Origin of the sequence: Kitasatospora sp. NPDC088264 (assembly GCF_040685715.1) — a bacterium.
GTDB lineage: Bacteria > Actinomycetota > Actinomycetes > Streptomycetales > Streptomycetaceae > Kitasatospora.
This window is the reverse complement of sequence record NZ_JBFBIR010000003.1, coordinates 288357-311490: the sequence shown is the minus strand read 5'-3', so window position 1 is coordinate 311490 and position 23134 is coordinate 288357. Positions and strand designations below refer to the sequence as shown.

General features: G+C 73.8%; 20 protein-coding genes. 15 read left to right on the top strand and 5 right to left on the bottom strand.

Annotated elements, in window-relative coordinates; translation table 11 throughout:
* The first annotated feature begins 149 nt into the window (after positions 1 to 149).
* The 3 genes from AB0O82_RS05020 (at position 150) to AB0O82_RS05010 (ending at position 3012) form a co-directional block, all read left to right on the top strand.
* On the top strand, positions 150 to 275 hold the full coding sequence (locus tag AB0O82_RS05020; protein WP_279634918.1) for a hypothetical protein: 126 nt from the start codon (positions 150 to 152) through the stop codon (positions 273 to 275).
* Between the two features lie 73 nt (positions 276 to 348).
* Positions 349 to 948, top strand: coding sequence for a nucleoside triphosphate pyrophosphatase (locus AB0O82_RS05015; RefSeq protein ID WP_363580284.1), 600 nt, complete (start codon positions 349 to 351; stop codon positions 946 to 948).
* 288 nt (positions 949 to 1236) lie between these two features.
* Positions 1237 to 3012 carry a biotin carboxylase N-terminal domain-containing protein gene (locus AB0O82_RS05010; protein WP_363580282.1) on the top strand — a complete coding sequence of 592 codons (1776 nt, stop codon included), beginning with the start codon at positions 1237 to 1239 and terminating at the stop codon, positions 3010 to 3012.
* Positions 3013 to 3091: 79 nt separating this feature from the next.
* On the opposite strand, the gene AB0O82_RS05005 is transcribed toward AB0O82_RS05010, so the two are convergent.
* Together AB0O82_RS05005 and AB0O82_RS05000 are read right to left on the bottom strand one after the other, a co-directional pair.
* The gene (locus AB0O82_RS05005; RefSeq protein WP_363580280.1) at positions 3092 to 4084 is read right to left on the bottom strand and encodes a DeoR/GlpR family DNA-binding transcription regulator; all 993 of its coding nucleotides are present in this window, start codon (positions 4082 to 4084) and stop codon (positions 3092 to 3094) included.
* 200 nt (positions 4085 to 4284) lie between these two features.
* On the bottom strand, positions 4285 to 5733 hold the full coding sequence (locus tag AB0O82_RS05000; protein ID WP_350877308.1) for an NAD(P)H-quinone dehydrogenase: 1449 nt from the start codon (positions 5731 to 5733) through the stop codon (positions 4285 to 4287).
* 99 nt (positions 5734 to 5832) lie between these two features.
* On the opposite strand from AB0O82_RS05000, the gene AB0O82_RS04995 reads away from it, so the two are divergent.
* Positions 5833 to 6270, top strand: coding sequence for a gamma-glutamylcyclotransferase (locus AB0O82_RS04995; protein WP_363580278.1), 438 nt, complete (start codon positions 5833 to 5835; stop codon positions 6268 to 6270).
* A gap of 12 nt (positions 6271 to 6282) precedes the next feature.
* Here AB0O82_RS04995 and AB0O82_RS04990 read toward each other — a convergent pair whose 3' ends face one another.
* Positions 6283 to 7278: a hypothetical protein gene (locus AB0O82_RS04990; RefSeq protein WP_363580276.1), complete on the bottom strand. Its 996-nt coding sequence runs from the start codon at positions 7276 to 7278 to the stop codon at positions 6283 to 6285.
* 246 nt (positions 7279 to 7524) lie between these two features.
* Here AB0O82_RS04990 and AB0O82_RS04985 point away from each other — a divergent pair, with 246 nt between their 5' ends.
* The 6 genes from AB0O82_RS04985 to AB0O82_RS04960 all read left to right on the top strand — a co-directional run bounded on the left by AB0O82_RS04985 (position 7525) and on the right by AB0O82_RS04960 (position 15685).
* Positions 7525 to 9765: a HAMP domain-containing protein gene (locus tag AB0O82_RS04985; protein ID WP_363580274.1), complete on the top strand. Its 2241-nt coding sequence runs from the start codon at positions 7525 to 7527 to the stop codon at positions 9763 to 9765.
* A 21-nt stretch (positions 9766 to 9786) separates the two neighbouring features.
* On the top strand, positions 9787 to 11136 hold the full coding sequence (pgsB, locus tag AB0O82_RS04980; protein ID WP_363580272.1) for a poly-gamma-glutamate synthase PgsB: 1350 nt from the start codon (positions 9787 to 9789) through the stop codon (positions 11134 to 11136).
* Positions 11133 to 11615, top strand: a complete 483-nt coding sequence (locus tag AB0O82_RS04975; RefSeq protein WP_063349074.1) for a poly-gamma-glutamate biosynthesis protein PgsC/CapC — start codon at positions 11133 to 11135, stop codon at positions 11613 to 11615. The genes pgsB and AB0O82_RS04975 overlap by 4 nt, the downstream gene beginning before the upstream one ends.
* A gap of 56 nt (positions 11616 to 11671) precedes the next feature.
* Complete coding sequence (locus tag AB0O82_RS04970) at positions 11672 to 12757, top strand: NlpC/P60 family protein (RefSeq protein ID WP_363580270.1); 1086 nt, start codon at positions 11672 to 11674, stop codon at positions 12755 to 12757.
* A gap of 228 nt (positions 12758 to 12985) precedes the next feature.
* Positions 12986 to 13807: a purine-nucleoside phosphorylase gene (locus tag AB0O82_RS04965; protein WP_350877297.1), complete on the top strand. Its 822-nt coding sequence runs from the start codon at positions 12986 to 12988 to the stop codon at positions 13805 to 13807.
* 153 nt (positions 13808 to 13960) lie between these two features.
* Positions 13961 to 15685, top strand: a complete 1725-nt coding sequence (locus tag AB0O82_RS04960; RefSeq protein ID WP_363580267.1) for a phospho-sugar mutase — start codon at positions 13961 to 13963, stop codon at positions 15683 to 15685.
* 63 nt (positions 15686 to 15748) lie between these two features.
* Here the strand turns inward: AB0O82_RS04960 and AB0O82_RS04955 are convergent, their stop codons facing one another.
* Positions 15749 to 16423, bottom strand: coding sequence for a PH domain-containing protein (locus tag AB0O82_RS04955; RefSeq protein WP_363580266.1), 675 nt, complete (start codon positions 16421 to 16423; stop codon positions 15749 to 15751).
* A 207-nt stretch (positions 16424 to 16630) separates the two neighbouring features.
* On the opposite strand from AB0O82_RS04955, the gene deoC reads away from it, so the two are divergent.
* The 4 genes from deoC to AB0O82_RS04935 all read left to right on the top strand — a co-directional run bounded on the left by deoC (position 16631) and on the right by AB0O82_RS04935 (position 20867).
* Positions 16631 to 17617 carry a deoxyribose-phosphate aldolase gene (gene deoC, locus AB0O82_RS04950; protein ID WP_363580264.1) on the top strand — a complete coding sequence of 329 codons (987 nt, stop codon included), beginning with the start codon at positions 16631 to 16633 and terminating at the stop codon, positions 17615 to 17617.
* Between the two features lie 5 nt (positions 17618 to 17622).
* Positions 17623 to 19098, top strand: a complete 1476-nt coding sequence (locus AB0O82_RS04945; RefSeq protein WP_363580262.1) for an aldehyde dehydrogenase family protein — start codon at positions 17623 to 17625, stop codon at positions 19096 to 19098.
* The gene (locus AB0O82_RS04940; protein ID WP_363580260.1) at positions 19091 to 19993 is read left to right on the top strand and encodes an aldehyde dehydrogenase family protein; all 903 of its coding nucleotides are present in this window, start codon (positions 19091 to 19093) and stop codon (positions 19991 to 19993) included. Before AB0O82_RS04945 ends, AB0O82_RS04940 begins: the two co-directional genes overlap by 8 nt.
* Positions 19994 to 20258: 265 nt before the next feature.
* The gene (locus tag AB0O82_RS04935; RefSeq protein WP_363580258.1) at positions 20259 to 20867 is read left to right on the top strand and encodes an ATP-binding protein; all 609 of its coding nucleotides are present in this window, start codon (positions 20259 to 20261) and stop codon (positions 20865 to 20867) included.
* A 250-nt stretch (positions 20868 to 21117) separates the two neighbouring features.
* On the opposite strand, the gene AB0O82_RS04930 is transcribed toward AB0O82_RS04935, so the two are convergent.
* Positions 21118 to 21780: a SigE family RNA polymerase sigma factor gene (locus AB0O82_RS04930; RefSeq protein WP_107453068.1), complete on the bottom strand. Its 663-nt coding sequence runs from the start codon at positions 21778 to 21780 to the stop codon at positions 21118 to 21120.
* Between the two features lie 591 nt (positions 21781 to 22371).
* Between AB0O82_RS04930 and AB0O82_RS04925 the strand changes: the two genes are divergently transcribed.
* Positions 22372 to 23049, top strand: a complete 678-nt coding sequence (locus AB0O82_RS04925) for a response regulator transcription factor (RefSeq protein ID WP_063349065.1) — start codon at positions 22372 to 22374, stop codon at positions 23047 to 23049.
* The last annotated feature ends 85 nt before the right edge of the window (positions 23050 to 23134 follow it).

Genomic DNA, 23134 nt, shown 5'->3' with positions numbered 1-23134 from the left:
GGGCTGGCCTGCCGGGGGGGTGGGGGGGGGCGCCGCGCCCCCCCCCCCCCCCCCACTCCGCACCCGTTCGGGCCCGTCCGCCCGGATTGCCCGAAAGCTGAGTACGGATACTCAGGCGCCCGGGGCCGGGCGCGGCGCACCCTGGACGTGTGCTCTGGTCAGACCCCCGCGACGAGCCCTCCCCGGAGGCCCGCCGGATGATGGAGCGGCTGCACCGGGCCGGCCGGGTGCTCGCCGCCCTCGCGATGGTGGCCGCCGTCCTCCTCCTGCTGTGACCGCCGCTGATCCGACTGCGGTGGCCGTCGTTCACCCGAACGGCGGACACCGGCACCCCCTACCCTGAGGGGCATGACCGACCAGCGCATCCTCGTCCTCGCCTCCGCCTCCCCCGCCCGCCTCGGACTGCTGCGCCAAGCGGGCCTCGACCCGCGCGTGGTGGTCAGCGGCGTCGACGAGGACGCGATCAGCGCCGCCACCCCGGCCGAACTCGCCCTGGTGCTGGCCGAGGCGAAGGCGAAGGCGGTCGCCGCCGAACTGACCGGCGGCGAGCTGGTGATCGGCTGCGACTCCGTCCTGGAGCTGGACGGCCAGGCCCTCGGCAAGCCCGCCGACGCCACCGAGGCGCTCGCCCGCTGGCAGTCGATGCACGGTCGTGCCGGGGTGCTGCGCACCGGCCACTGCGTGATCGACACCGCGACCGGCCGGCAGTCCTCGGCGACCGCGTCCACCACCGTCCGCTTCGGCACCCCGGACGACGCCGAGATCGCCGCCTACGTGGCCTCCGGCGAGCCCCTGCACGTCGCCGGGGCGTTCACCCTGGACGGGCGCTCGGCGCCGTTCATCGAGGGCATCGACGGTGACCCGGGCAACGTCATCGGCCTCTCGCTGCCGCTGCTGCGCGCCCTGCTCGCCGACCTGGACGTCCGGCTGGTCGACCTCTGGGCCTGACGGCCGGGCCCGCGGGACCGCGGCGCCCCGCCGCCCGTTCCACCGTCCTTTGAGCCGCCCGCGCGAGAGTGTGTCCGATGCCACCGGGGGACCGGACAACGCCCGGTCACCCGCTGTGGATCCGGCCGGTTCGACCGCACCGGCCGCGACCTGCGGCGTCACCGGACGGGCGGCCGACGGGCCCCGGAAATTCATCACCGTCCGTGTGGGATAGTTCACAACCTGGGGCTACTCGCCGGTACCGCCCAGGAATCCATAAACTCGACCAGGTTCAAGAAGGGAGCCACAGTGCGCAAGGTGCTCATCGCCAACCGCGGGGAAATCGCCGTCCGCGTCGCCCGGGCCTGCTCGGACGCCGGTATCGCCAGCGTCGCCGTCTACGCCGAGCCGGACCGGGATGCGCTGCACGTCCGCGCGGCCGACGAGGCTTACGCGCTGGGTGGAGACACCCCCGGCACCAGTTACCTGGACATCGCCAAGGTCCTGAAGGCCGCGGCGGACTCCGGGGCCGACGCCATCCACCCCGGCTACGGGTTCCTGTCGGAGAACGCCGACTTCGCCCAGGCCGTCCTCGACGCGGGCCTGACCTGGATCGGCCCGCCCCCGCAGGCCATCCGCGACCTCGGTGACAAGGTCACGGCCCGGCACGTGGCGCAGCGCGCCGGCGCGCCGCTGGTCGCCGGCACCCCGGACCCGGTCTCGGGTGCCGACGAGGTGGTCGTGTTCGCCCGGGAGCACGGCCTTCCGGTCGCCATCAAGGCGGCCTTCGGCGGCGGCGGCCGCGGCCTCAAGGTCGCCCGCACGCTGGAGGAGATCCCGGAGCTGTACGAGTCCGCGGTGCGCGAGGCCGTCGCCGCCTTCGGCCGCGGCGAGTGCTTCGTCGAGCGCTACCTGGACAACCCGCGGCACGTGGAGACCCAGTGCCTCGCGGACAAGCACGGCAACGTGGTGGTCGTCTCCACCCGTGACTGCTCGCTCCAGCGCCGGCACCAGAAGCTGGTCGAGGAGGCGCCCGCGCCGTTCCTGACCGCCGAGCAGAACGCCGAGCTGTACCGGGCGTCCAAGGCCATCCTGAAGGAGGCCGGCTACGAGGGCGCCGGGACCTGCGAGTTCCTGGTGGCGCTGGACGGCACGATCTCCTTCCTGGAGGTCAACACCCGGCTGCAGGTCGAGCACCCGGTCACCGAGGAGGTCACCGGACTCGACCTGGTCCGCGAGATGTTCCGGATCGCCGACGGCGAGGAACTGGGCTACGGCGACCCCGAGGTGCGCGGCCACTCGTTCGAGTTCCGCATCAACGGCGAGGACCCGGGCCGGGGCTTCCTGCCCGCGCCCGGCACCGTGACGCTGTTCGCGCCGCCGTCCGGCCCGGGTGTCCGGCTGGACTCCGGCGTGGAGACCGGCTCGGTCATCGGCCCGGCCTGGGACTCCCTGCTGGCCAAGCTGATCGTCTCCGGCCGGGACCGCAAGCAGGCCCTGGAGCGGGCCCGCCGCGCGCTGAACGAGTTCAAGGTGGAGGGCATGGCCACCGCCATCCCGTTCCACCAGGCGGTCGTCACCGACCCGGCGTTCGCGCCCGAGGTGCACGGCGGCGAGGGCCCGTTCACGATCTACACCCGCTGGATCGAGACCGAGTTCGACAACACCATCCCGCCGTTCGCGGGCGCGGCCGGCGACGGCGAGGAGGCCGAGGGCCGCGAGACCGTCGTGGTCGAGGTCGGCGGCAAGCGGATCGAGGTCTCGCTGCCGTCCTCGCTGGGCGTCTCGGCGGCCCCGGCGGCCGGTGCCGCGGGTGCCGCGAAGGCCAAGCGCCGGGTGGGCGCCAAGAAGGCCGGTTCGGCCGTCAGCGGTGACACCCTGGCCTCGCCGATGCAGGGCACCATCGTCAAGGTCGCCGTCGAGGAGGGCCAGGTCGTCGCCGAGGGCGAGCTGATCGTGGTCCTGGAGGCGATGAAGATGGAGCAGCCGCTGAACGCGCACAAGGCGGGCACCGTCGTCGGCCTCAAGGCCGAGGTGGGCGCGAGCGTCAGCAGCGGCGCCGCGCTGTGCGAGATCAAGGACTGACACGCTCCCTGGAGCACCGGCCGGCCCGTACCCCCTCGGGGGGTGCGGGCCGGCCGCGTTCGCGCGGCTGTACGGGCCCTCAGCGCCCGCGCGGGAGGCCCAGCTCGGCCAGCCGGGTCGGCATGCCGCCCGGCCCGGCCGGACCGCCGTGCGCGCCCGGCCGGCGCTGGCCGGGCAGCGGGGCGCCGCCGGGGGGCGGGGCGGGCCGGCGCGCCAGCGGGCCGGGCTGGGTCTGGTGGACGGGCCCGCTGCCGGTGCCGTGCACCGGGGCGTCCCCGGTGGGGGCGGCGCCGAGCGGCGCCAGGTCGATCTGCACCCCGCAGTCGGCGATCGCGTCGAGTTCCCGGGCGGTGCCGTCGTCGGCGGTCGCCTGCTCGTCCGTGACCAGCCGGGTGATGTTCTCGGTGGGCACGGTCTGGAACATGGAGTCCGCGCCGAGCTTGGTGTGGTCGGCGAGGACGATGACCTCGTTGGCCGACTGCACCAGCGCCCGGTCCACGCTCGCGGACAGCATGTTGGCGGTGGACAGGCCCCGCTCCGCGGTCAGCCCGCTGCCGGAGATGAAGGCCTTGGAGACCCTCAGCCCGTGCAGGGACTGCTCGGCACCGCTGCCGACCAGCGCGTAGTTGGAACCCCGCAGGGTGCCGCCGGTCATCACCACCTCCACCCGGTTGGCGTGCGCCAGCGCCTGGGCGACCAGCAGCGAGTTGGTGACCACGGTGAGGCCGGGCACCCTGGCCAGCCTGCGGGCCAGCTCCTGGGTGGTGGTGCCGGCGCCGACCACCACCGCGTCCCCCTCCTCCACCAGGCCGGCGGCGAGGTCCGCGATGGCGCTCTTCTCCGCCGCGGAGAGGTGGGTCTTCTGCGGGTAGCCGGGTTCGCGGCTGAAGCCGCCGGGGAGCACCGCGCCGCCGTGCCGGCGGTCGAGGAGCCCTTCTGCCTCCAGGGCCCGTACGTCGCGGCGCACGGTCACTTCGGAGGTCTGGACGACGCGGGCCAACTCCCGGAGCGAGACCGCTCCGTTGGCGCGCACCATTTCGAGGATCAACTGGCGACGTTCTGCTGCAAACACAGAACCGACGGTAACGTGCGTGACCGTCTGCTTTCAGGCGTTTGCAGCTAGTAGCTGGAATTGCTCACGCAAGAGCGGCGCGTGACCGTACAATACGCGCCGTCAGCAGCCCGGGGCCGCGCCCGCCGTCCGGGTGACGATCACTCCTGCGCGAAGGGCGGCCGCCGATCGGCAGCCGCCCTCAACTGTGCGCCGGAGGTTCAGGATTCGCCCTCGACCCGCTTGCGGATGTGCAGCTGCCGGGCGGCCTCGGCGGTCGAGCCGGAGACCGACGGGTAGACGGTGAAGGCGCTGGCCACCTGTTCGACGGTCAGATTGGCGTCCACCGCGAGCGCGATCGGGTGGATGAGCTCGCTGGCCCGCGGGGCGACGACCACGCCGCCCACCACGATGCCGGTGCCCGGGCGGCAGAACAGCTTCACGAAGCCGTCCCGGATGCCCTGCATCTTCGCCCGCGGGTTGCCGCGCAGCGGCAGCTTGACCACGACCGCGTCCATCTTGCCGCACTCCACATCGGCCGCGGTGTAGCCGACGGTGGCGATCTCCGGGTCGGTGAAGACGTTGGAGGCGACGGTCTTCAGGTTCAGCGGCTGCACCGCGTCGCCGAGCGCGTGGTACATCGCGATCCGGCCCTGCATGGCCGCCACCGAGGCGAGCATGAAGACGCCGGTGCAGTCGCCGGCCGCGTAGACGCCCGGGGCGCTGGTGCGGGAGACCCGGTCGACCTGGATCTGGCCCCAGTCGTTGAGCTTGACCCCGGCCTCCTCCAGGCCCATCTCCGCGGTGTTGGGGATCGAGCCGACCGCCATCAGGCAGTGCGTGCCCTCGATCACCTTGCCGTCGGCGAGGGCCACCTCGACCCGGTCGCCGATCCGCTTGACGCTCTCGGCGCGCGAGCGGCCCATCACGTTCATGCCGCGGCGGCGGAAGACGTCCTCCAGCACCTCGGCGGCGTCCGGGTCCTCGCCCGGCAGCACCCGGTCACGGCTGGAGACCAGGGTGACCTTGGAGCCGAGCGCCTGGTAGGCACCCGCGAACTCCGCGCCGGTCACACCGGAGCCGACCACGATCAGCTCGCGGGGCAGCTCCTCCAGGTCGTACACCTGGGTCCAGGTGAGGATCCGCTCGCCGTCCGGCTGGGCGTCCGGCAGCTCGCGGGGGTGGGCGCCGGTGGCGATCAGCACCGCGTCGGCGCGCAGCGACTGGACGGTGCCGTCCGGCGCGTCCACCAGCACCTCGCGGGAGCCGTCCACCGCCTGCCCGCCGCCGCCGAGCCGGCCGCGGCCGCGCAGCACGGTGACCCCGGCCCGGGTGACCGACTGGGTGATGTCGTGGGACTGCGCGATCGCCAGTCGCTTCACACGGCGGTTGACCTTGCCCAGGTCCACGCCGATGACCTTGGCCGCGTCCGCGGCCTCGTCCTGCGCGACGGTGATGCCCAGCTCCTCGTACGAGCTGTCGAAGGTGGTCATCACCTCCGCGGTCGCGATCAGGGTCTTCGACGGCACGCAGTCGGTGAGCACCGCCGATCCGCCCAGACCGTCGCGGTCGACGACGGTCACCTCCGCGCCGAGCTGCGCGGCCACCAGCGCAGCCTCGTAGCCGCCGGGTCCGCCACCGATGATCACGATCCGAGTCACGTGCACCATTGTCCCGCACGCCGGGAGCGCCGCCACGCCGGGGTCCGGGCTTCTGTGCGATCGCCCAGTCGCCACGGACCGTCCACCGGCCGGGCTAGTCTTCCCCTCATGCCCCTTTACGCCGCGTATGCCACCAACCTCGATGCACGGCAGATGACCCGCCGCGCCCCGCACTCACCACTGCGCGGCACCGGGTGGCTGGACGGCTGGCGGCTCACCTTCGGCGGTGAACAGCTCGGCTGGGAGGGCTCGTTGGCCACCGTCGTCGAGGACGGCAAGGACCGGGTCTTCGTCTCGTTGTACGACGTCGCGCCGATGGACGAGGAGGGCCTGGACCGCTGGGAGGGCGTCCAGCTCGGCATCTACCGCAAGATCAAACTGCGCGCGCAGACCCTGGACGGCGACACCCCGGTCTGGACGTACGTGCTCAACGACTACGAGGGCGGCCTGCCCGCGGCCCGCTACCTCGGCCTGGTCGCCGACGCCGCGGAGAGCGCCGGCGCCCCGCACGACTACGTGATGGACCTGCGCCGCCGCCCCTGCTAGCCCCTGGCCCCACTAGCTCCGGCCCGCAGCCCAGCCGCGGACCGTCTGCGCCAGCACCCCGGCCACCTCCGCACGGCGGGCCGGCTCGGTGCGCAGCCCGTTGCCCAGCTCGACGTGCAGCCACGGCACGCCGAGCCCGGCCGCGAACCGGCCCTCGACGTTGGTGGTGCCCCCGAGCTGCCCGCACTTCTCCCGCCAGGCCCGACAGGCCGCGTACCCGGCCCTGCCCAGCCCGGTGGCGGTCAGCTCGGCGGCCGGGCCCGGCTGGCCGGCGCCGCTGGAGACCACCGCGTCCTGCCCGGGCAGGCTGCCCTCGTCGAAGCCGTGCACCTGGATGCCGGGCAGGCCGCGCCCGGTGAGCGCCTCGACCACCGCCGCGAAGACCGTGTCGGCGCGGTGCGCGACGTCCGAGGCGCCGTCCGCCCCGGCCCGGCGGTGCGCCCCGGCGAGCACCAGCACCCCGCCCGGCTCGGCCCGGAAGAGGTCCACCCCGAGCGCCTCGGTACGGGCGTCCGAGACCGGGTGGGGCACCTGCACGGACCAGCCCGCCCGGGCCGAGAGGTCCAGGTAGACCCGGCCCCAGCCGCGGCTCCCGGCGTCCGTGCCGTCGGCGTCCGCGCCGTCGGCGATCTCCGCCACCCGGCGGCCGGTCGCCGCCTCGGTGAACTCGGTGAGCCGGTAGCCGACCCGCGCCAGTGAGCGCCCGGCCTGCTCGGCCTGCCCGTCCAGCGCGCCGAGCACACCGTCGGCGATCGCCCGGCGCTGCCCGGCGTCCGGCGCGGTGTACGGGCCGCCCGGGGTGAACCCGGCGGTGTACCCGTCGACCAGGGCCGCCAGGTCCACCGGGGCGGGCCCGGTCGGTCCGCTCCGGCCCGCCGCGGCGCCCGCCGCCGACGGCCGCCCGTCGGAGCCGCGCACGGCCAGCGTCAGCACCGCCGCGAGCGCCGCCAGCACCAGCAGCACCGCCGCCGACAGCAGCAACGGGCGTCGCGAACCCCGAGTCTCCATGGCCGTCGAACCTACCGTGCCGCCCGCCGAGGACCGCCGGGGGCCACCTGGGGCCGCGCACCACGCCCGGTCCACGGAAAGAGATCCCGAAGCGGCATCCGATCGACACCGGAACGTGACAACTTTTCGAAATCTCCTTCGTACGCTGTTCCGGCTTGACCGACTCTTGATCAGCGCTTGACCGACGAGAAGGCCGGCGGACCTCCCGGGGACAGGTGCGCCGAGCCCCGAGAAGAACGAGGCCCCGTGAGCACGGCACCCAACCCGCCGCGACAGCACCGCTATCGCCGCCGGGCCGACATGCCGCTGCTGGGAGGCATCCGCCCGCCCATCGCGCTGCTGCTGGTGCTGCTGCTCGCCGTCGCCGCCATCACCGCGCTCGCCGTCGGCGGGCTGCGCGTCGACGACACCCCGCAGGCCGTCCGGGAGTCCCACCAGTACGCCGCCGAGGACACCGCGGCCTCGCTGCGCGCCGGGCTGCACGAGAGCGCCACCGACCTGCGCCGGGCCGCCGCCCGCTACGACGCCGCGCCCGCCGAGCCGACCGCGGTGCTGTCCGCACTCGGCCAGGCGTACCACAAGTGGCGCGGCACGGTGGTGGTCCGCCCCGACACCGGCCGGCTGCTCGCCGCCCGCGGCGAGACCGTGCCGCTGGCCGGCCTCGACCTCAGCCGGGTCACCGACACCGCGCCCGCGCCCGTCCTGGTGCCCTCCGCCGCCGGCACCCGGCTGCTCACCTTCGCCCTGGTCGCCACCAAGGCCGACGGCCGCGCCCTGCTGGTCGCCTCCGACAACCTGCGGCTGCCCGGCATCGCGACCCGCAAGGAACAGACCATCCAGGTCCTCGACGCCGCCGGCGCCGTCCTGGACAGCACCGGCGCCGAACTCGGCGCCGAGGCCGACCGCGCCGTGGTCACCGGTGCCCGGGAGCGCGCCGCCCGCGAACGCCCGGCGCCCGGCGGGACGGCCGCCGGCAGCCTGTCCGGCAGCCCGGACGCCAAGGGCGTGCGCCGGGTCGCCGGCTACGCCGCCGTCGGCACCGCGGGCGGGCACGACCCGGCCGCCCCGCTCGGCCTGACCGTGGTCTCCACCAGCACCGTCGACGGCAAGCCCGGCAGCCTGCGCCACCCCGCGCTCGGCCTGGCCGCCGCCGGCGCGCTGCTCGCCCTGGCCCTGCTGCTCGCGTGGTACCTGAGCCGCAGCCTCCAGCGGCCGCTGCTGCGGCTGTTCCTGGAGTCCCGCCGGCTCACCCGCGGCGAACGGCTCGACCTGCCGGTCCGCGGCCCGAAACGGGGGGAGGCCGGCCGGATCGCCCGCGCCCTGGAGGAGCTGCGGCTGCAACTCCTCGACCCGGCCCGCCCGCCGGCCCCCGCCGCGCCGAAGCGCCGCCCCGGCACCGCGCTGCCGCTGGCGCTGTGCGCCGTCCTGGTGCTCGGCTGGTCCGGCCCGCTGCTGTTCCTGGGCGGCAACGACCCGACCGTACGGGTCCCCACCCAGGTGGTGGCGGGCCAGCGCGACCGCACCGACACCGCCGCCGACCGGATCCGCCAGGCGCTCAACGAGGGTTACGCGGACCTGCGTTCGCTCGCCCCCGAACTCGCCGGCGCCTCCGTCGGCAAGGCCGACGCCCTGCTGCGCGCCACCCTCGCCGAGCACGACCGCTACCGCGCGCTGTACGTCCTCGGCGCGAACGGCGAGGTCCTCGCGCGCGCCGGCGACACCCCGCACCGCACCGGCCCGCAGGCCCTCGGCGCGAGCGGCGTGCTGCTGCTCAACAGTTCCGGCCGGGAGCCCAGGATCGCCGCCCGCGCGGCCCTCACCGCCGCCCCCGCCGACGCGGAGGCGGAGGGCGCCGCCGAGCCGCCGGGGCCCGTGCTGATCGGCGAGTTCAAGACGGACTTCCTCAGCGGGCTGCTGGTCCGCCCCGGTCTCGGCCGGGTCTGGCTGGTCGACGAACGGCAGCGGGTGCTCGCCGCCAACGAGGGCTACAGCTCCTTCGGCGAGCTGCCCGAGGGCCGTGCCAGGGCCCTGCTGGCCCAGGCGAAGAAGTCGGCCGCCGCCGAGGTGCTGCGCGGCGGCGGCGACCCGGCGCTGTTCGCCGCCGCCCCGCTCGGCGGCAACGGCAGCGTGGCCAAGCTGGGCTGGTCGGTGGTCACCGCCCACCCGGTGGCGTGGCTGCACCTGGACGAGAACCGGGCCGACCGGCGGACCGTACTGGCCGGCATGCTCGGCCTGGCCGCGGCCGCGCTCTGCCTCGGCTGGCTGTTCATCGCGGTCGGCCTGCCGCTGCGCCGGCTCGCGGCGAGCGCCGAGGCGCTGGCCGCCGGGGACCGCCGGACGGTCCTCTACCCCGTCCACCACGACGAGGTCGGCGCCGTCGCCCGGAGCCTGGAGCTGATCCGCCAGGAACTCGTCCGTCAGGAGCCGGCCCGCCCCCGCCGCACCGCCGCCCCCGAGTCCGTCCCCGTGCCCGCGCACGCCCGCTGAGCCCCGCCCGAAGGACCTCCCGTGCTCTTCCTCTACGTCGTGCTGCTGGTGTGCTGCGCCGTGCTGCTGGTGGCCGGCATCGTCGAGCAGCGCCGGCACTTCGCCGCGCTGGAACAGATCCCGACCCGGGTGCTGGTCAACGGCATCCGCGGCAAGAGCTCGATCACCCGGCTCTGCGCGGGCGCGCTGCGCGGCGGCGGGCTGGTGACGGTCGCCAAGACCACCGGCACGGCGGCCCGGTTCATCCACCCGGACGCCACCGAGGAGCCGGTCTACCGCAAGTTCGGCATCGCCAACGTGGTCGAGCAGATCGGCATCGTCCGCCGCGCCGCCACCTACCGGCCGGACGCCCTGGTGATCGAGTGCATGGCCGTCATGCCGGCGCTCCAGGAGGTCAACCAGACCAAGCTGATCCGCTCCACCATCGGCGTGCTGTGCAACGTCCGCGAGGACCACCTCGCCGAGATGGGCCCGACCCTGGACGACGTCGCCCGCTCGCTGTCCCGCTCGATGCCGGTCGGTGGGGTGTGCGTCACCGCCGAGCGGGAGCGCGCGCACATCCTGCGCGCGGAGGCGGCCCGGCGCGACTGCGAGCTGATCGTGGTGGACCCGGAGTCGGTCACCGACGAGGAGCTGCGCGGGTTCAGCTGGTTCACCTTCAAGGAGAACGTGGCGATCGCCCTGGCCGTCGCCGAACTCCTCGGCGTGGAGCGGCGGACCGCGCTACGGGGCATGTGGGCGGCCCCGCCGGACCCGGGCGTGCTGTCGGTCGAGCGCTACCGCACCGAGGACGGCAAGCGGCTGCGCTTCGCCAATGTCTTCGCCGCCAACGACCCCGAGTCCACGCTGATGAACGTCCGCCAGCTGGAGGGCCTGGGCGCGATCCACCGCCCGCTCAACGTGGTGATCAACTGCCGCCCGGACCGGGTGGAGCGCAACGGCCAGATGGGCCAGATCGTGCCCGACCTCGACCCGGACGCCGTGTTCCTGATCGGCCACCCCACCAGGAGCGCCCGGGACGGCATCCCGGCCGGGTGGTCAGGCCGGGTGGTCGACCTCGGCGGCGACAAGCGCGACCCGGCCCGGCTCACCGCCGAACTGCTGGCCGAACTCGGGCCGGACTCCTCGCTGGTGGCCGTCGGCAACATCCACGGCCAGGGCGAACTGTTCCTGGAGGAGCTGGCCCGGCTCGCCCCCGACGAGGCCCCGGACGCGCCCGACGCCCCCGAACTCCCGTACCACGAGCCCGAACCGCTCTACCCCGAGCCGGTGTACGACTCCGCGTACCGGCCCGTCCACCACCCCGAACCGCTCCCCGACTCCTGGTTCGAGCCCCACCACCACACCCCCCACCACGGAGACCAGCAGTGATCCCCACCGAGCTCACCCCCGAGATCGCCGCCATCGGCATCGCGCTCGGCCTGGTCTTCTCGCTCGTCTGCTACCTGACCACCAACCTCTCCCCCGGCGGCATGATCACCCCCGGCTGGCTGGCCCTCACCCTGGTCGAGGACCTCCAGCGGGTGGCCATCGTGATCGGCGTGACGGTGCTGACCTACCTCGCCACCCGGGTGGTCCAGAAGCTGGTGATCCTGTACGGCAAGCGGCTGTTCGCCGCCGTGGTGCTGATCGGCGTGCTGCTGCAGGCCACCGTGATGCTGGTCCTCCAGCGCGAACTGCCCACCCTGTACGCCAACCAGACGCTCGGGTTCATCGTCCCCGGCCTGATCGCCTACCAGCTGGTCCGCCAGCCCCGGGCGGCCACCCTGATGGCCACCAGCACGGTGACGCTCGCCAACTACGTGGTGCTCACCGCCGGCGTCCTGCTCGGCGCCCTGCCCGGCACCTGATCCCCCGTTCAGGAACCCTCGCCCGGAATCCCGCAGGAACCCCCAGGAAGACCCCGATGCCCGTCACCCGCAAGTCCCTGCTCAGCGGCGGCCTCGCCGTGGCTCTGCTGGCCGCCAGCGGCTACCTCACCGTCCAGCTGCGCGACCGCGACCACGACCGGCCGTCGGACCCGGGCGGCGGCGCACCGCTGATCACCACCACCGCCGTGCCCGGCCCCGCCCAGGGCACCGCCGCCGAGTACCGCTACGAGCGGCTGGGCGGACCCGACCGCACGGTGGTCCGGGACGCCCGCGGCGGCGTGGTCGCCACCCTGACCGACAGCGCCCGCACCGCCGTCCTGGCCGGCCCGAGCCGCACCTTCGCCGAGCCGGGCACCACCACGGCCACCGTGGTGACCGACACCTGGGTCCGGCTGATGCCGCAGCCGTGGCGACCGGGCGCCGAGCAGGAGGGCTGGTTCCGCGCCTGGTTCCAGCAGTCGCTCGGCTCCACCGCGGACGACGTGCTGGCGGTGGCCACCCAGTACCTGGCCGGCGCGGCGCCGGAGAAGGACGCCAAGGGCGTGCGGTTCAAGGGCGACGCCTCCTTCGGCCCGCTCAACCCGAACGGTTCGGTGGGCAACGACCTGCGGCTGGAGCAGACCGACTTCCTCGACTACCTCGGCGTTCCGTACACGTTCGCCGACAAGGTGGCCAAGCAGCCGGACAGGACGCGGTACGGCGCCTTCGACTGCTCCGGGTACGTCCGGATGGTCTACGGCTACCGCTCCGGTTACCCGCTGCTCTCCAAGGACGTGGCCGGCCCCGGCCTGCCGCGCAGCGCCAACGGCCTGGCCAGGGTCGGCCCGGGCGTCCCGGTGCTGCCGCTGACCACCGCGCCGGGCTCCGACACCACCCTGCGACCGGCCTCGATCGACCCGCTCCAGCCCGGCGACCTGGTGTTCTTCGAGATCGACGCCCGCACCGGCGCCCGGCTCGACCACACCGGCATCTACCTGGGCCTGGACACCGACGGCCACCCCCGGTACATCTCCAGCCGGGAGGAGGCGGACGGCCCGACCTTCGGCGACAAGGGCGGCACCGCGCGACTGGACGACAACGGCCTGTACGCGAAGGGGCTGCGCAGCGCGAAGCGGCTCTGAACCCGGGCCCGGCTCCCGGCCCGCACCGCCCGCGGGCCGACTGCGGTTCGACCTCGCACCGGCCTCGCACCGGCCTCGCACCGGCCTCGCACCGATTTGTACGTACCGACGAGCGGCGTCACCCGAAAGACGCCACCGAGCTGTGCTTTCGGGTCAACCGGGTAACGATCCGGCATGCCGCGCCGGATTTTCTACGCGCGTAGTCGAAACCCGTCTATCCTCGGAGCCGTGAACGCATCTCCTCAGTCGGTCGTCTCCGCCGACCCCTACGCCGCCGCCCAGGCCGCCGCCGAGCGCCTGCGCGAGCTGACCGGTGCCGAGCGGCACGACGTCGCCCTGGTGATGGGCTCCGGCTGGGTGCCGGCCGCCGACGCCCTGGGCGAGACCGTGGCCGAGTTCCCGGTCACCGAGCTCCCGGGCTTCCCCGCCCCCGCCGTCGCCGGCCACGCCGGCACGATCCGCTCGGTGAAGATCGGCGACAAGCGCGCCCTGATCTTCCTCGGCCGCAACCACTACTACGAGGGCCACGGCGTGGCCACCGTCGTCCACGGCGTGCGCACCGCCGCCGCGGCCGGCTGCGGCATCATCGTGCTGACCAACGGCTGCGGCGGTCTGCGCGAGGGCTGGGTCCCCGGCCAGCCGGTCCTGATCAGCGACCACATCAACCTGACCGCGGACTCCCCGATCGTCGGCGCCAACTTCGTCGACCTCACCGACCTGTACTCCAAGCGCCTGCGCGCGCTCTGCCGCGAGGTGGACCCGAGCCTGGACGAGGCCGTCTACGTCCAGTTCCGCGGCCCGCACTACGAGACCCCGGCCGAGGTCAACATGGCCCGGGTGATCGGCGGCGAGCTGGTCGGCATGTCCACCACCCTGGAGGCCATCGCCGCCCGCGAGGCCGGCTCCGAGGTGCTCGGCATCTCGCTGGTCACCAACCTGGCCGCCGGCATCACCGGCGAGCCGCTCAACCACGCCGAGGTGCTGGAGGCCGGCAAGGCCTCCGCCGAGCGCATGGGCGAGCTGCTCGCGAAGGTCCTTGAGCGGATCTGACGCCCGGCTGGCGCACAATCATGAGCGACGGGGCCCTCGGGCGGCCGTGATCCGTTGATCACGCCCCGCGGGCCCCGTCCGCATGTGCACCCCCCTTCTTTGCGGAACCCTCCGGCCGACCAACCGACGCACTTCCCGATGGAGCAGGCAGCCATGACGCAGGCAACCACCACCGACCTCCTCGCCCGGGCCCGAACCTGGCTGGCCGAGGACCCCGACCCGCAGACCCGCGAGGAGCTGACGGCCCTGCTCGCCCGGGCCGAGGACCCGGCGGCCGAGACGGACGGCAAGCTCGCCTGGTCGGACCTCGCCGAGCGCTTCGCCGACCGGCTCCAGTTCGGCACCGCCGGCCTGCGCGGCGAACTGGGCGCGGGCCCGATGCGGATGAACCGCGCCGTGGTGATCCGGGCCGCCGCCGGCCTGGTCGCCTACGTCAAGCAGCAGAACCTGGGCGACCTGGTCGTGATCGGCTACGACGCCCGCCACAAGTCCTACGACTTCGCCCGGGACACCGCCGCCGTGGTGGTCGGCGCCGGCCTGCGCGCCGCGCTGCTGCCGCGCCCGCTGCCGACCCCGGTGCTCGCCTTCGCCGTCCGCCACCTGGGCGCGGCCGCCGGCGTCACCGTGACCGCCAGCCACAACCCGCCGCAGGACAACGGCTACAAGGTCTACCTGGGCGACGGCTCGCAGATCGTCCCGCCGGCCGACGCCGGGATCGCCGCCGAGATCGACGCCATCAGCTCGCTCCACGACGTCCCGCGCGCCGAGGACGGCTGGGAGGTGCTCGGCGAGGACGTCATCGAGGCCTACCTGGCCCGGGCCGTCTCGATCGTCGACGAGCACAGCCCGCGCAACCTCGACGTCGTCTACACCCCGATGCACGGCGTCGGCCGCGACACCCTGGTCGCCGCCTTCCGCCGGGCCGGCTTCCCGGCGCCCACCGTCGTCGCCGAGCAGGCCGAGCCCGACCCGGACTTCCCGACCGTGGCCTTCCCCAATCCGGAGGAGCCGGGGGCGATGGACCTCGCCTTCCGCACCGCCGCCTCGGTCGGCCCCGACATCGTGATCGCCAACGACCCGGACGCCGACCGCTGCGCGGTGGCCGTCCCGGCCCTCGCCAACGCGGCCGGCAGCGGCAACGGCACCTCCGGCTGGCGGATGCTGCGCGGCGACGAGGTCGGCGCGCTGCTCGGCGCGGCCCTGGTCGCCAAGAAGGCCGAGGGCGTCTTCGCCACCACCATCGTCTCCGCCACCCTGCTGGGCCGGATCGCCGAGGCCGCCGGCCTGGGCTACGCCGAGACGCTGACCGGCTTCAAGTGGCTCTCCCGCGCCGAGGGCCTGCGCTACGGCTACGAGGAGGCGCTCGGCTACTGCGTCGACCCGCAGGGCGTCCGGGACAAGGACGGCATCACCGCCGCCCTGCTGGTCGCCGAACTGGCCGCCACCCTCAAGACCTCCGGCCGCACCCTGACCGACCTGCTGGACGACCTGGCGCTGGAGCACGGCCTGCACGCCACCGACCAGCTGTCCGTCCGCGTGCAGGACCTCTCGCTGATCGCCGACGCCATGCGCCGGCTGCGCGAGCAGCCGCCGACCGTCCTGGCCGGCCTCCGGGTCACCCGCGCGGACGACCTGTCGGCCGGCTCCGCCGAGCTGCCGCCCACCGACGGCCTGCGCTACTACCTGGCCGGCGAGGCCGTCCGCTCGGCCCGCATCGTGGTCCGCCCGTCCGGCACCGAGCCCAAGCTCAAGTGCTACCTGGAGGTCGTCCTCCCGGTCGCCACCGCCGCCGACCTCGCCGCCACCCGCGAGCGGGCCGCCGAGCTGCTCGAAGCCGTCAAGCGCGACCTGGCCGAGGCCGCGGGCATCGCCGTCTGACGCCCGCCCGTACGAGAAGGGGCCCGCCGGTCGCGTACCGGCGGGCCCCTCGCGTGCTTCGGCTCAGACCGCGATCACCGTGATCAGCGCGGCCAGGCCGGCCAGCGTCGGCGCGATCACCCACCAGCACCACGCCACCTCGACCGGGCCGGCCGCGTCGGGGCGGCGGGCGTTGCGCTCGGCCATCTCCTGGAGCACGTTGGTCACCTGGTCGGACCAGGCGCGGGTCGGGTCGGGCGAGCCCTGCACCACCGGGTTGGCCTGGCGGCCGAACACCATCCCCATCCGGGAGGCGTGCTCGGCGCCGCCGCGCTGCTGGGCCCGGGTCGCCCGCTTGCGCTGCCGCAGTGACACCGGCACCGCCCACACCTGGTACTTCTTGCCCCCGGCCAGCAGCTCGACCGAGTACCCCGCGCGCAGCGCGTCCACCGAGGCCCACGGCGCGGTGATGGTCCGCCACGGGTTGCGCACCAGCAGCCGGCTGCGGTCCGCCAGCACCGCCGGGCGCAGCGTGTAGGCGATCACCGGGAAGGCGAACACCGGTACCGCCGCGAGCGAGACGTACGGCGTCTTCCCCGTCCCGTTCAGCACCGCGTCGCCGATCAACCAGCCGGCGACGGCCAGCAGCAGCACTCCGGAGATCACACCGGGGACAGAGCGGTACACGCGGTCCGCGTACGCGGGATCCCCGTCGGGGGCGGCGGAACCCTGTCGGGGCTTGCCGTCGGAATCGGTCATGCCGTCGATTCTGCCCCATGCCCCCCACCGAGAGGTCTCGGTCCGGCATCGAATGCCGCCCCCGGACCACCCGGTCGCCGGTCGCCGCGCGGCCCGGCCGTACACGCTCCCTGCCACCCCTCCGCCTTCTCCGAGGTCTCGGTCCGGCCACGAAAGGCAGGCCCCCTAGCGGTCGACTACGCGCGTAGATATGCTGCTCTGGTGACTATGTCCACTGTTGCAGCCAATGCCCTCGGCGTTGCGGGCAGCGGCCTTCAGGACGTTGCGGCGTCCGAGGCCTCGCTCCGCCGCTTCCTGCACGGCCTGCCCGGCGTCGACCAGGTCGGCCTCGAGGCGCGTGCCGCCGCCCTCGGTACCCGCTCGATCAAGACCACGGCGAAGGCCTACGCCATCGACCTGGCGATCTCGATGATCGACCTGACCACGCTGGAAGGCGCGGACACGGTCGGCAAGGTGCGCGCCCTGTGCGCCAAGGGCAGGACCCCCGACCCGACCGACCCGACCACCCCCCGCGTCGCCGCCATCTGCGTCTACCCGGACATGGTCGCCACCGCGAAGGACGCCCTGCGGGGCACCGACATCCAGGTCGCCTCGGTGGCCACCGCCTTCCCGGCCGGCCGCGCCGCCCTCCCGGTGAAGCTCGCCGACACCGCCGACGCGGTCGCCGCGGGCGCCGACGAGATCGACATGGTGATCGACCGGGGAGCCTTCCTCTCCGGCCGCTACTACGACGTCTTCAACGAGATCGTCGCCGTCAAGGAGGCGTGCAAGCGCCCGGACGGCACCAGCGCCCACCTCAAGGTGATCTTCGAGACCGGCGAGCTGCAGACGTACGACAACGTGCGCCGCGTCTCCTGGCTGGCGATGCTGGCCGGCGCCGACTTCATCAAGACCTCCACCGGCAAGGTCGCCGTCAACGCGACCCCGCCGGTCACCCTGCTGATGCTGGAGGCGGTCCGCGACTTCAAGGCGCAGACCGGCGTCCAGGTCGGCGTGAAGCCCGCCGGTGGGATCAAGACCACCAAGGACGCCATGAAGTACCTGGTGATGGTCAACGAGACCCTCGGCGACGACTGGCTGAGCCCGCACTGGTTCCGCTTCGGCGCCTCCAGCCTGCTCAACGACCTGCTGATGCAGCGCCAGAAGCTCACCACCGGACGTTACTCCGGCCCCGACTACGTGACGGTGGACTGATCACCATGGCCAAGAAGAAGAACATCGAGGAGCCCGTGAAGGCCTCCGGCCTCTTCGCCTACGCCCCGGCCCCCGAGTCCCCCGCCGCCGCGGGCGACATCGCCACCTCCTACGGCCACTTCATCGGCGGCGAGTTCGTCGACTCCTCCGGCAGCGAGGCCCTGAAGACGGTCAACCCGGCCACCGAGCAGGTGCTCGCCGAGTTCGCCCAGGGCACCGACGAGGACGTGGACCGCGCGGTCGCCGCCGCCCGCAAGGCCTTCGCCGACTGGTCGGCGCTGCCGGGCAGCGAGCGCGGCAAGTACCTGTTCCGGATCGCCCGGATCATCCAGGAGCGCAGCCGCGAGCTGGCCGTGCTGGAGTCGATCGACAACGGCAAGCCGATCCGCGAGACCCGCGACTTCGACATCCCGACCGTCGCCGCGTGGTTCTTCTACTACGCCGGCTGGGCGGACAAGCTGGACTACGCGGGCTTCGGCCCGAACCCGCGCCCGCTGGGCGTGGCCGGCCAGGTCATCCCGTGGAACTTCCCGCTGATGATGCTGGCGTGGAAGATCGCGCCCGCCCTGGCGACCGGCAACACCGTCGTCCTCAAGCCGGCCGAGACCACCCCGCTGACGGCCCTGCGTTTCGCCGAGATCTGCCGCCAGGCCGGTCTGCCGAAGGGCGTCGTCAACATCGTCACCGGCGACGGCCGCACCGGCGCCGCGCTCACCGCGCACCCGGACGTCAACAAGGTCGCCTTCACCGGCTCCACCCCGGTCGGCAAGGCGATCGCCAGGCAGCTGGCCGGCAGCCGCAAGAAGCTGTCGCTGGAGCTGGGCGGCAAGGCCGCGAACATCGTCTTCGACGACGCGCCGATCGACCAGGCGGTCGAGGGCATCGTCAACGGCATCTTCTTCAACCAGGGCCACGTCTGCTGCGCGGGCTCGCGCCTGCTGGTCCAGGAGTCGATCCAGGACGAGCTGCTGGACGCCCTGAAGCGCCGGATGTCCACCCTGCGGGTCGGCGACCCGCTGGACAAGAACACCGACATCGGCGCCATCAACTCGGCCGCCCAGCTGGCCCGGATCACCGAGCTGACCGACGCCGGCGAGGCCGAGGGCGCGGACCGCTGGTCGCCCGAGTGCGAACTCCCGGGCACCGGCTTCTGGTTCAAGCCGACCCTGTTCACCGGCGTCAGCCAGGCCCACCGGATCGCCCAGGAGGAGATCTTCGGCCCGGTCCTGTCGGTGCTGACCTTCCGCACCCCCGACGAGGCGGTCGCGAAGGCCAACAACACCCCGTACGGCCTCTCCGCCGGCATCTGGACGGAGAAGGGCTCGCGCATCCTGTGGACGGCGAGCCGGCTCAAGGCCGGCGTGGTCTGGGCCAACACCTTCAACAAGTTCGACCCGACCTCGCCGTTCGGCGGCTACAAGGAGTCGGGCCACGGCCGCGAGGGTGGCCGCCACGGTCTGGAGGCCTACCTCGATGTCTGATGTCGCGACGCGTCTTGACGTCTTCAAGACCTACAAGCTGTACGTCGGCGGGAAGTTCCCGCGCTCCGAGAGCGGGCGGGTGTACGAGGTGACGGACGCCAAGGGCCAGTGGCTCGCCAACGCTCCGCTGGGCACCCGCAAGGACGCCCGCGACGCCGTCCTGGCCGCCCGCGCGGCGGTCAAGGGCTGGGCCGGCACCACCGCGTACAACCGCGGCCAGGTGCTGTACCGGGTGGCCGAGATGCTGCAGGGCCGCCGCGAGCAGTTCGCCGCCGAGGTCTCCGCCGCCGAGGGCATCGGCCCGAAGAAGGCCGCCGCGCTGGTGGACGCCGCGATCGACCGCTGGATCTGGTACGCGGGCTGGACGGACAAGGTCGCCCAGATCGCGGGCGGCGCCAACCCGGTCGCCGGCCCCTTCTTCAACCTCTCCACCCCGGAGCCGACCGGCGTGGTCGGGATCGTCGCCCCGCAGGCCGGGTACGGGCACTCGCTGCTCGGCCTGGTCTCGGTGATCGCCCCGGCGATCGCCACCGGCAACACGGTCGTGGTCGCGGCCGCCGCGGACGCCCCGCTGCCGGCCCTGTCGCTGGGCGAGGTGCTCGCCACCTCGGACGTCCCCGGCGGCGTGGTCAACATCATCTCGGGCAAGACCGCCGACATCGTGCCCACCCTGGCCTCGCACCAGGACGTCAACGCGGTGGACCTCACCGGCGCGATCGCCGCCGACGGCCCCGGCGCGGCGCAGGCGCTGGAAGCGGCCGCCGCGGATACCCTGAAGAGGGTGGTCCGTCCGGAGCTGGACCCGTTCGCCCAGGACTGGACCAATGCGCCCGGTACCGACCGGCTACTCTCGTTCCTGGAGACGAAGACGGTCTGGCACCCGATGGGGATCTGACCGCCCCGTCGACCACCGAGTAACAACTCCACAGACTGGCCGTCCCCAGTGCCCTCTCCCCCCCAGGGCCCGGACGGTCATTGGACGGACCCGCGCCTCTCCCCCCCTGGCGCGGGTCCGTCGCCTTTCCGTGCCGTTTCGACGCCGTCCTCCGGCTCGCCGATCCCCGGAGCTCTCAGAAGGTGTGATCCGACGGGTTTCGGCATCGGGCCCGGATGCGTCAGACTGGTGTCCCGTGAGTGACGACCCGCTGAATCCTGTGCCGATGACCCACGCCCGGGTCGTCCTGCTGTCCGGCCCCTCCGGCTCCGGGAAGTCCTCGCTCGCCGAGCGCAGCGGGCTGCCGGTCCTGCAACTGGACGACTTCTACAAGGACGGGGACGACCCCACCCTGCCGCTGCTGCCCGACGGCGCGGTCGACTGGGACTCCCCGCTCGCCTGGCACCGCGACCAGGCGGTCGCCGCGATCCGCAGCCTGTACGCGACCGGCCGCGCCGACGTCCCGGTGTACTCGATCCCGGACAACGGCCGGATCGCCACCCGCGCCCTGGACCTGGACGGCGCCCCCGCGTTCATCGCCGAGGGCATCTTCGCCGCCGAGATCACCGCCGAGTGCGCCGCCGAGGGCCTGCTCGGCGATGCCCTGTGCCTGCGCAACGGCGCGCTCACCACGGCCTGGCGCCGGCTGCGCCGGGACGTCCGGGAGGGCCGCAAGTCGCTGCCGGTGCTGCTGCGCCGCGGCTGGCGGCTGATGCGGGCCGAGCGCTCCATCGTCGGGCGGCAGGTCACCCTGGGCTCCCACCCGTGCGCCGGGGCCGAGGCCGAGCGCCGGATCCGCGCCGCGGCCGGGCGGCGGGAGCTGTCCTCCGTCTGAGCCGCCCTCCGTTCGGGCGGGCCGTGCTCCGTTCGGGCGGGCCGTCTCCGGACGAGGGCTCGACGCGGAACGAAGACACGAAGAACGACGGGCCCGGTGCGTCTCCCCCGCACCGGGCCCGTCGCCTTCCCCGAACGGCCGTCGGGCTCCCCGTGTTCACCGCTCCCCCGAGCCGGCGTCCACGCACCGCGACCGTCCGCTACCCGTCCCCCGACGGGAGTTCCACTCCTTCGCGTCACCCGCGCCCGCGTCAGGCGACCAGCTCGCCGAACGCCCGGACGGTGTCGCCCGACTTGTTCAGGTGCTCGTCCTCGCGCAGCCGGCGCAGCGCCCGCCAGATGCTGCTCTTGACCGTGCCGACGCTGATCCCCAGCACGTCGGCGATCTCCGGGTCGGTCTTGCCCTCGTAGTACCGCAGCACCAGCATGGTGCGCTGGTTCTCCGGAAGCTTCGCCAGCGCCTGCCAGAGCACGGTGCGCAGCTCGGTGCCGCCCATCGCGTCGGTGTCGCCGGCCGTCTCCGGCAGCTCCTCGGTCGGGTACTCGTTGACCTTGCGGCGCCGCCAGGCGGAGATGTGCAGGTTGGTCATGGTGCGGCGGAGGTACCCGCCGACCGCGGCCTTGTCGGTGATCCGGCCCCAGGCCCGGTAGGTGCTGAAGAGCGCGCTCTGCAGCAGGTCCTCGGCCTCGTAGCGGTCACCGGTGAGGTGGTACGCCGTGGCGTACAGGGAGGCGCGGCGCTCGCGCACGTACGCGGTGAACTCCGTGATGTGGTCCTCCGCGACGGCCGGGTGCTCCCCCTGCGCGTCCGCCCGTCCCGCCTCGGTGGTGCGGGCCGCCGCCGGGTTCAGCTGCAGCAGCGTCGCACCGGCGGCCTCGCGGCCGGCCGACTCCCCCGAGCCGACCGTCCGCAGGCCGTTCCCGCCGACGCCCCGGTTCCCCGCCGGAGCGTCCTTGCCCTCGACGCGGACGGGGAGGATCCCCCGCAGCGTGAGGGTGTTGCCGGAGTCGGCCGCGTTCCCCACCCGGCCGATCCCGTACAGCTCCCCCGTCCTGGCGCCGCCGCTCACCCGGCGGGCGACAGGGTTTCCACCGGTGCTGTGCGCGCACCCCCGTACGGTCACGGCACCGGAGTTCTCGTCGGTCCTGACCTCGTACCGGGTCCGCGGGGCGGTGGCTGACGAGCGCGCGGTGCGGACAGCCGGGTTGGTCCGGGTCTGAAGCATGGCGTTCATCGTGCGCCCCCTGGGTCGGTACGAGCGGTTCCTGTTGCCGCCTTCCAGCCGGCCGGGTTGGCCCGCTGTCCTGCGGCGACATGGAAAATCTTGCCCGCCGGTTGTGATGGCGCTGTCCGCCGACTGTCACAGGGGTGTCACAGGGGCGGGCCTTTCGTCCCGGTCCGCCTCCCTCCGTACCGGACGCCGGTGGTGCTCCTTCCGGTTCCCGTACGGGCGGTGACCGGTCCTGGGGGTGATTCGACGCTTCGAGTGGGCCAAAATGGGGCCGTGCCTTTCCTCCTTCTGATCGAGGACGACGACGCCATCCGGACCGGCCTCGAACTCGCCCTCACCCGCCAGGGCCACCGTGTGGCCACCGCCGCCTCCGGCGAGGACGGTCTGAGGCTCTTCAAGGAGCAGCGGCCCGACCTGATCGTGCTGGACGTCATGCTGCCCGGAATCGACGGCTTCGAGGTCTGCCGCCGCATCCGCCGCACCGACCAGCTGCCGATCATCCTGCTGACCGCCCGTTCGGATGACATCGACGTGGTCGTCGGCCTGGAGTCCGGCGCCGACGACTACGTGGTCAAGCCGGTGCAGCCACGGGTGCTGGACGCCCGGATCCGGGCCGTGCTGCGGCGCGGCGAGCGGGAGAGCTCCGACTCCTCCGCGTACGGCACCGTGGTGATCGACCGGGCGGCGATGACCGTCACCAAGGACGGGCAGGACCTCCAGCTCACCCCGACCGAGCTGCGGCTGCTCCTGGAGCTCAGCCGCCGCCCCGGCCAGGCGCTCTCCCGCCAGCAGCTGCTTCGGCTGGTCTGGGAGCACGACTACCTGGGTGACTCCCGTCTGGTGGACGCCTGCGTGCAGCGGCTGCGGGCGAAGGTCGAGGACGTCCCGTCCGCGCCGACCCTGATCCGCACCGTCCGCGGCGTGGGCTACCGGCTGGACCCGCCGGCCTGAGCGCCTCTCCCGTCCTCCTGCTTCCCGTCCTCCTGGCTGCCGCCCTCCTGATCCGCCTGGGCTGCCCGAAATTCCTGAACTCCCT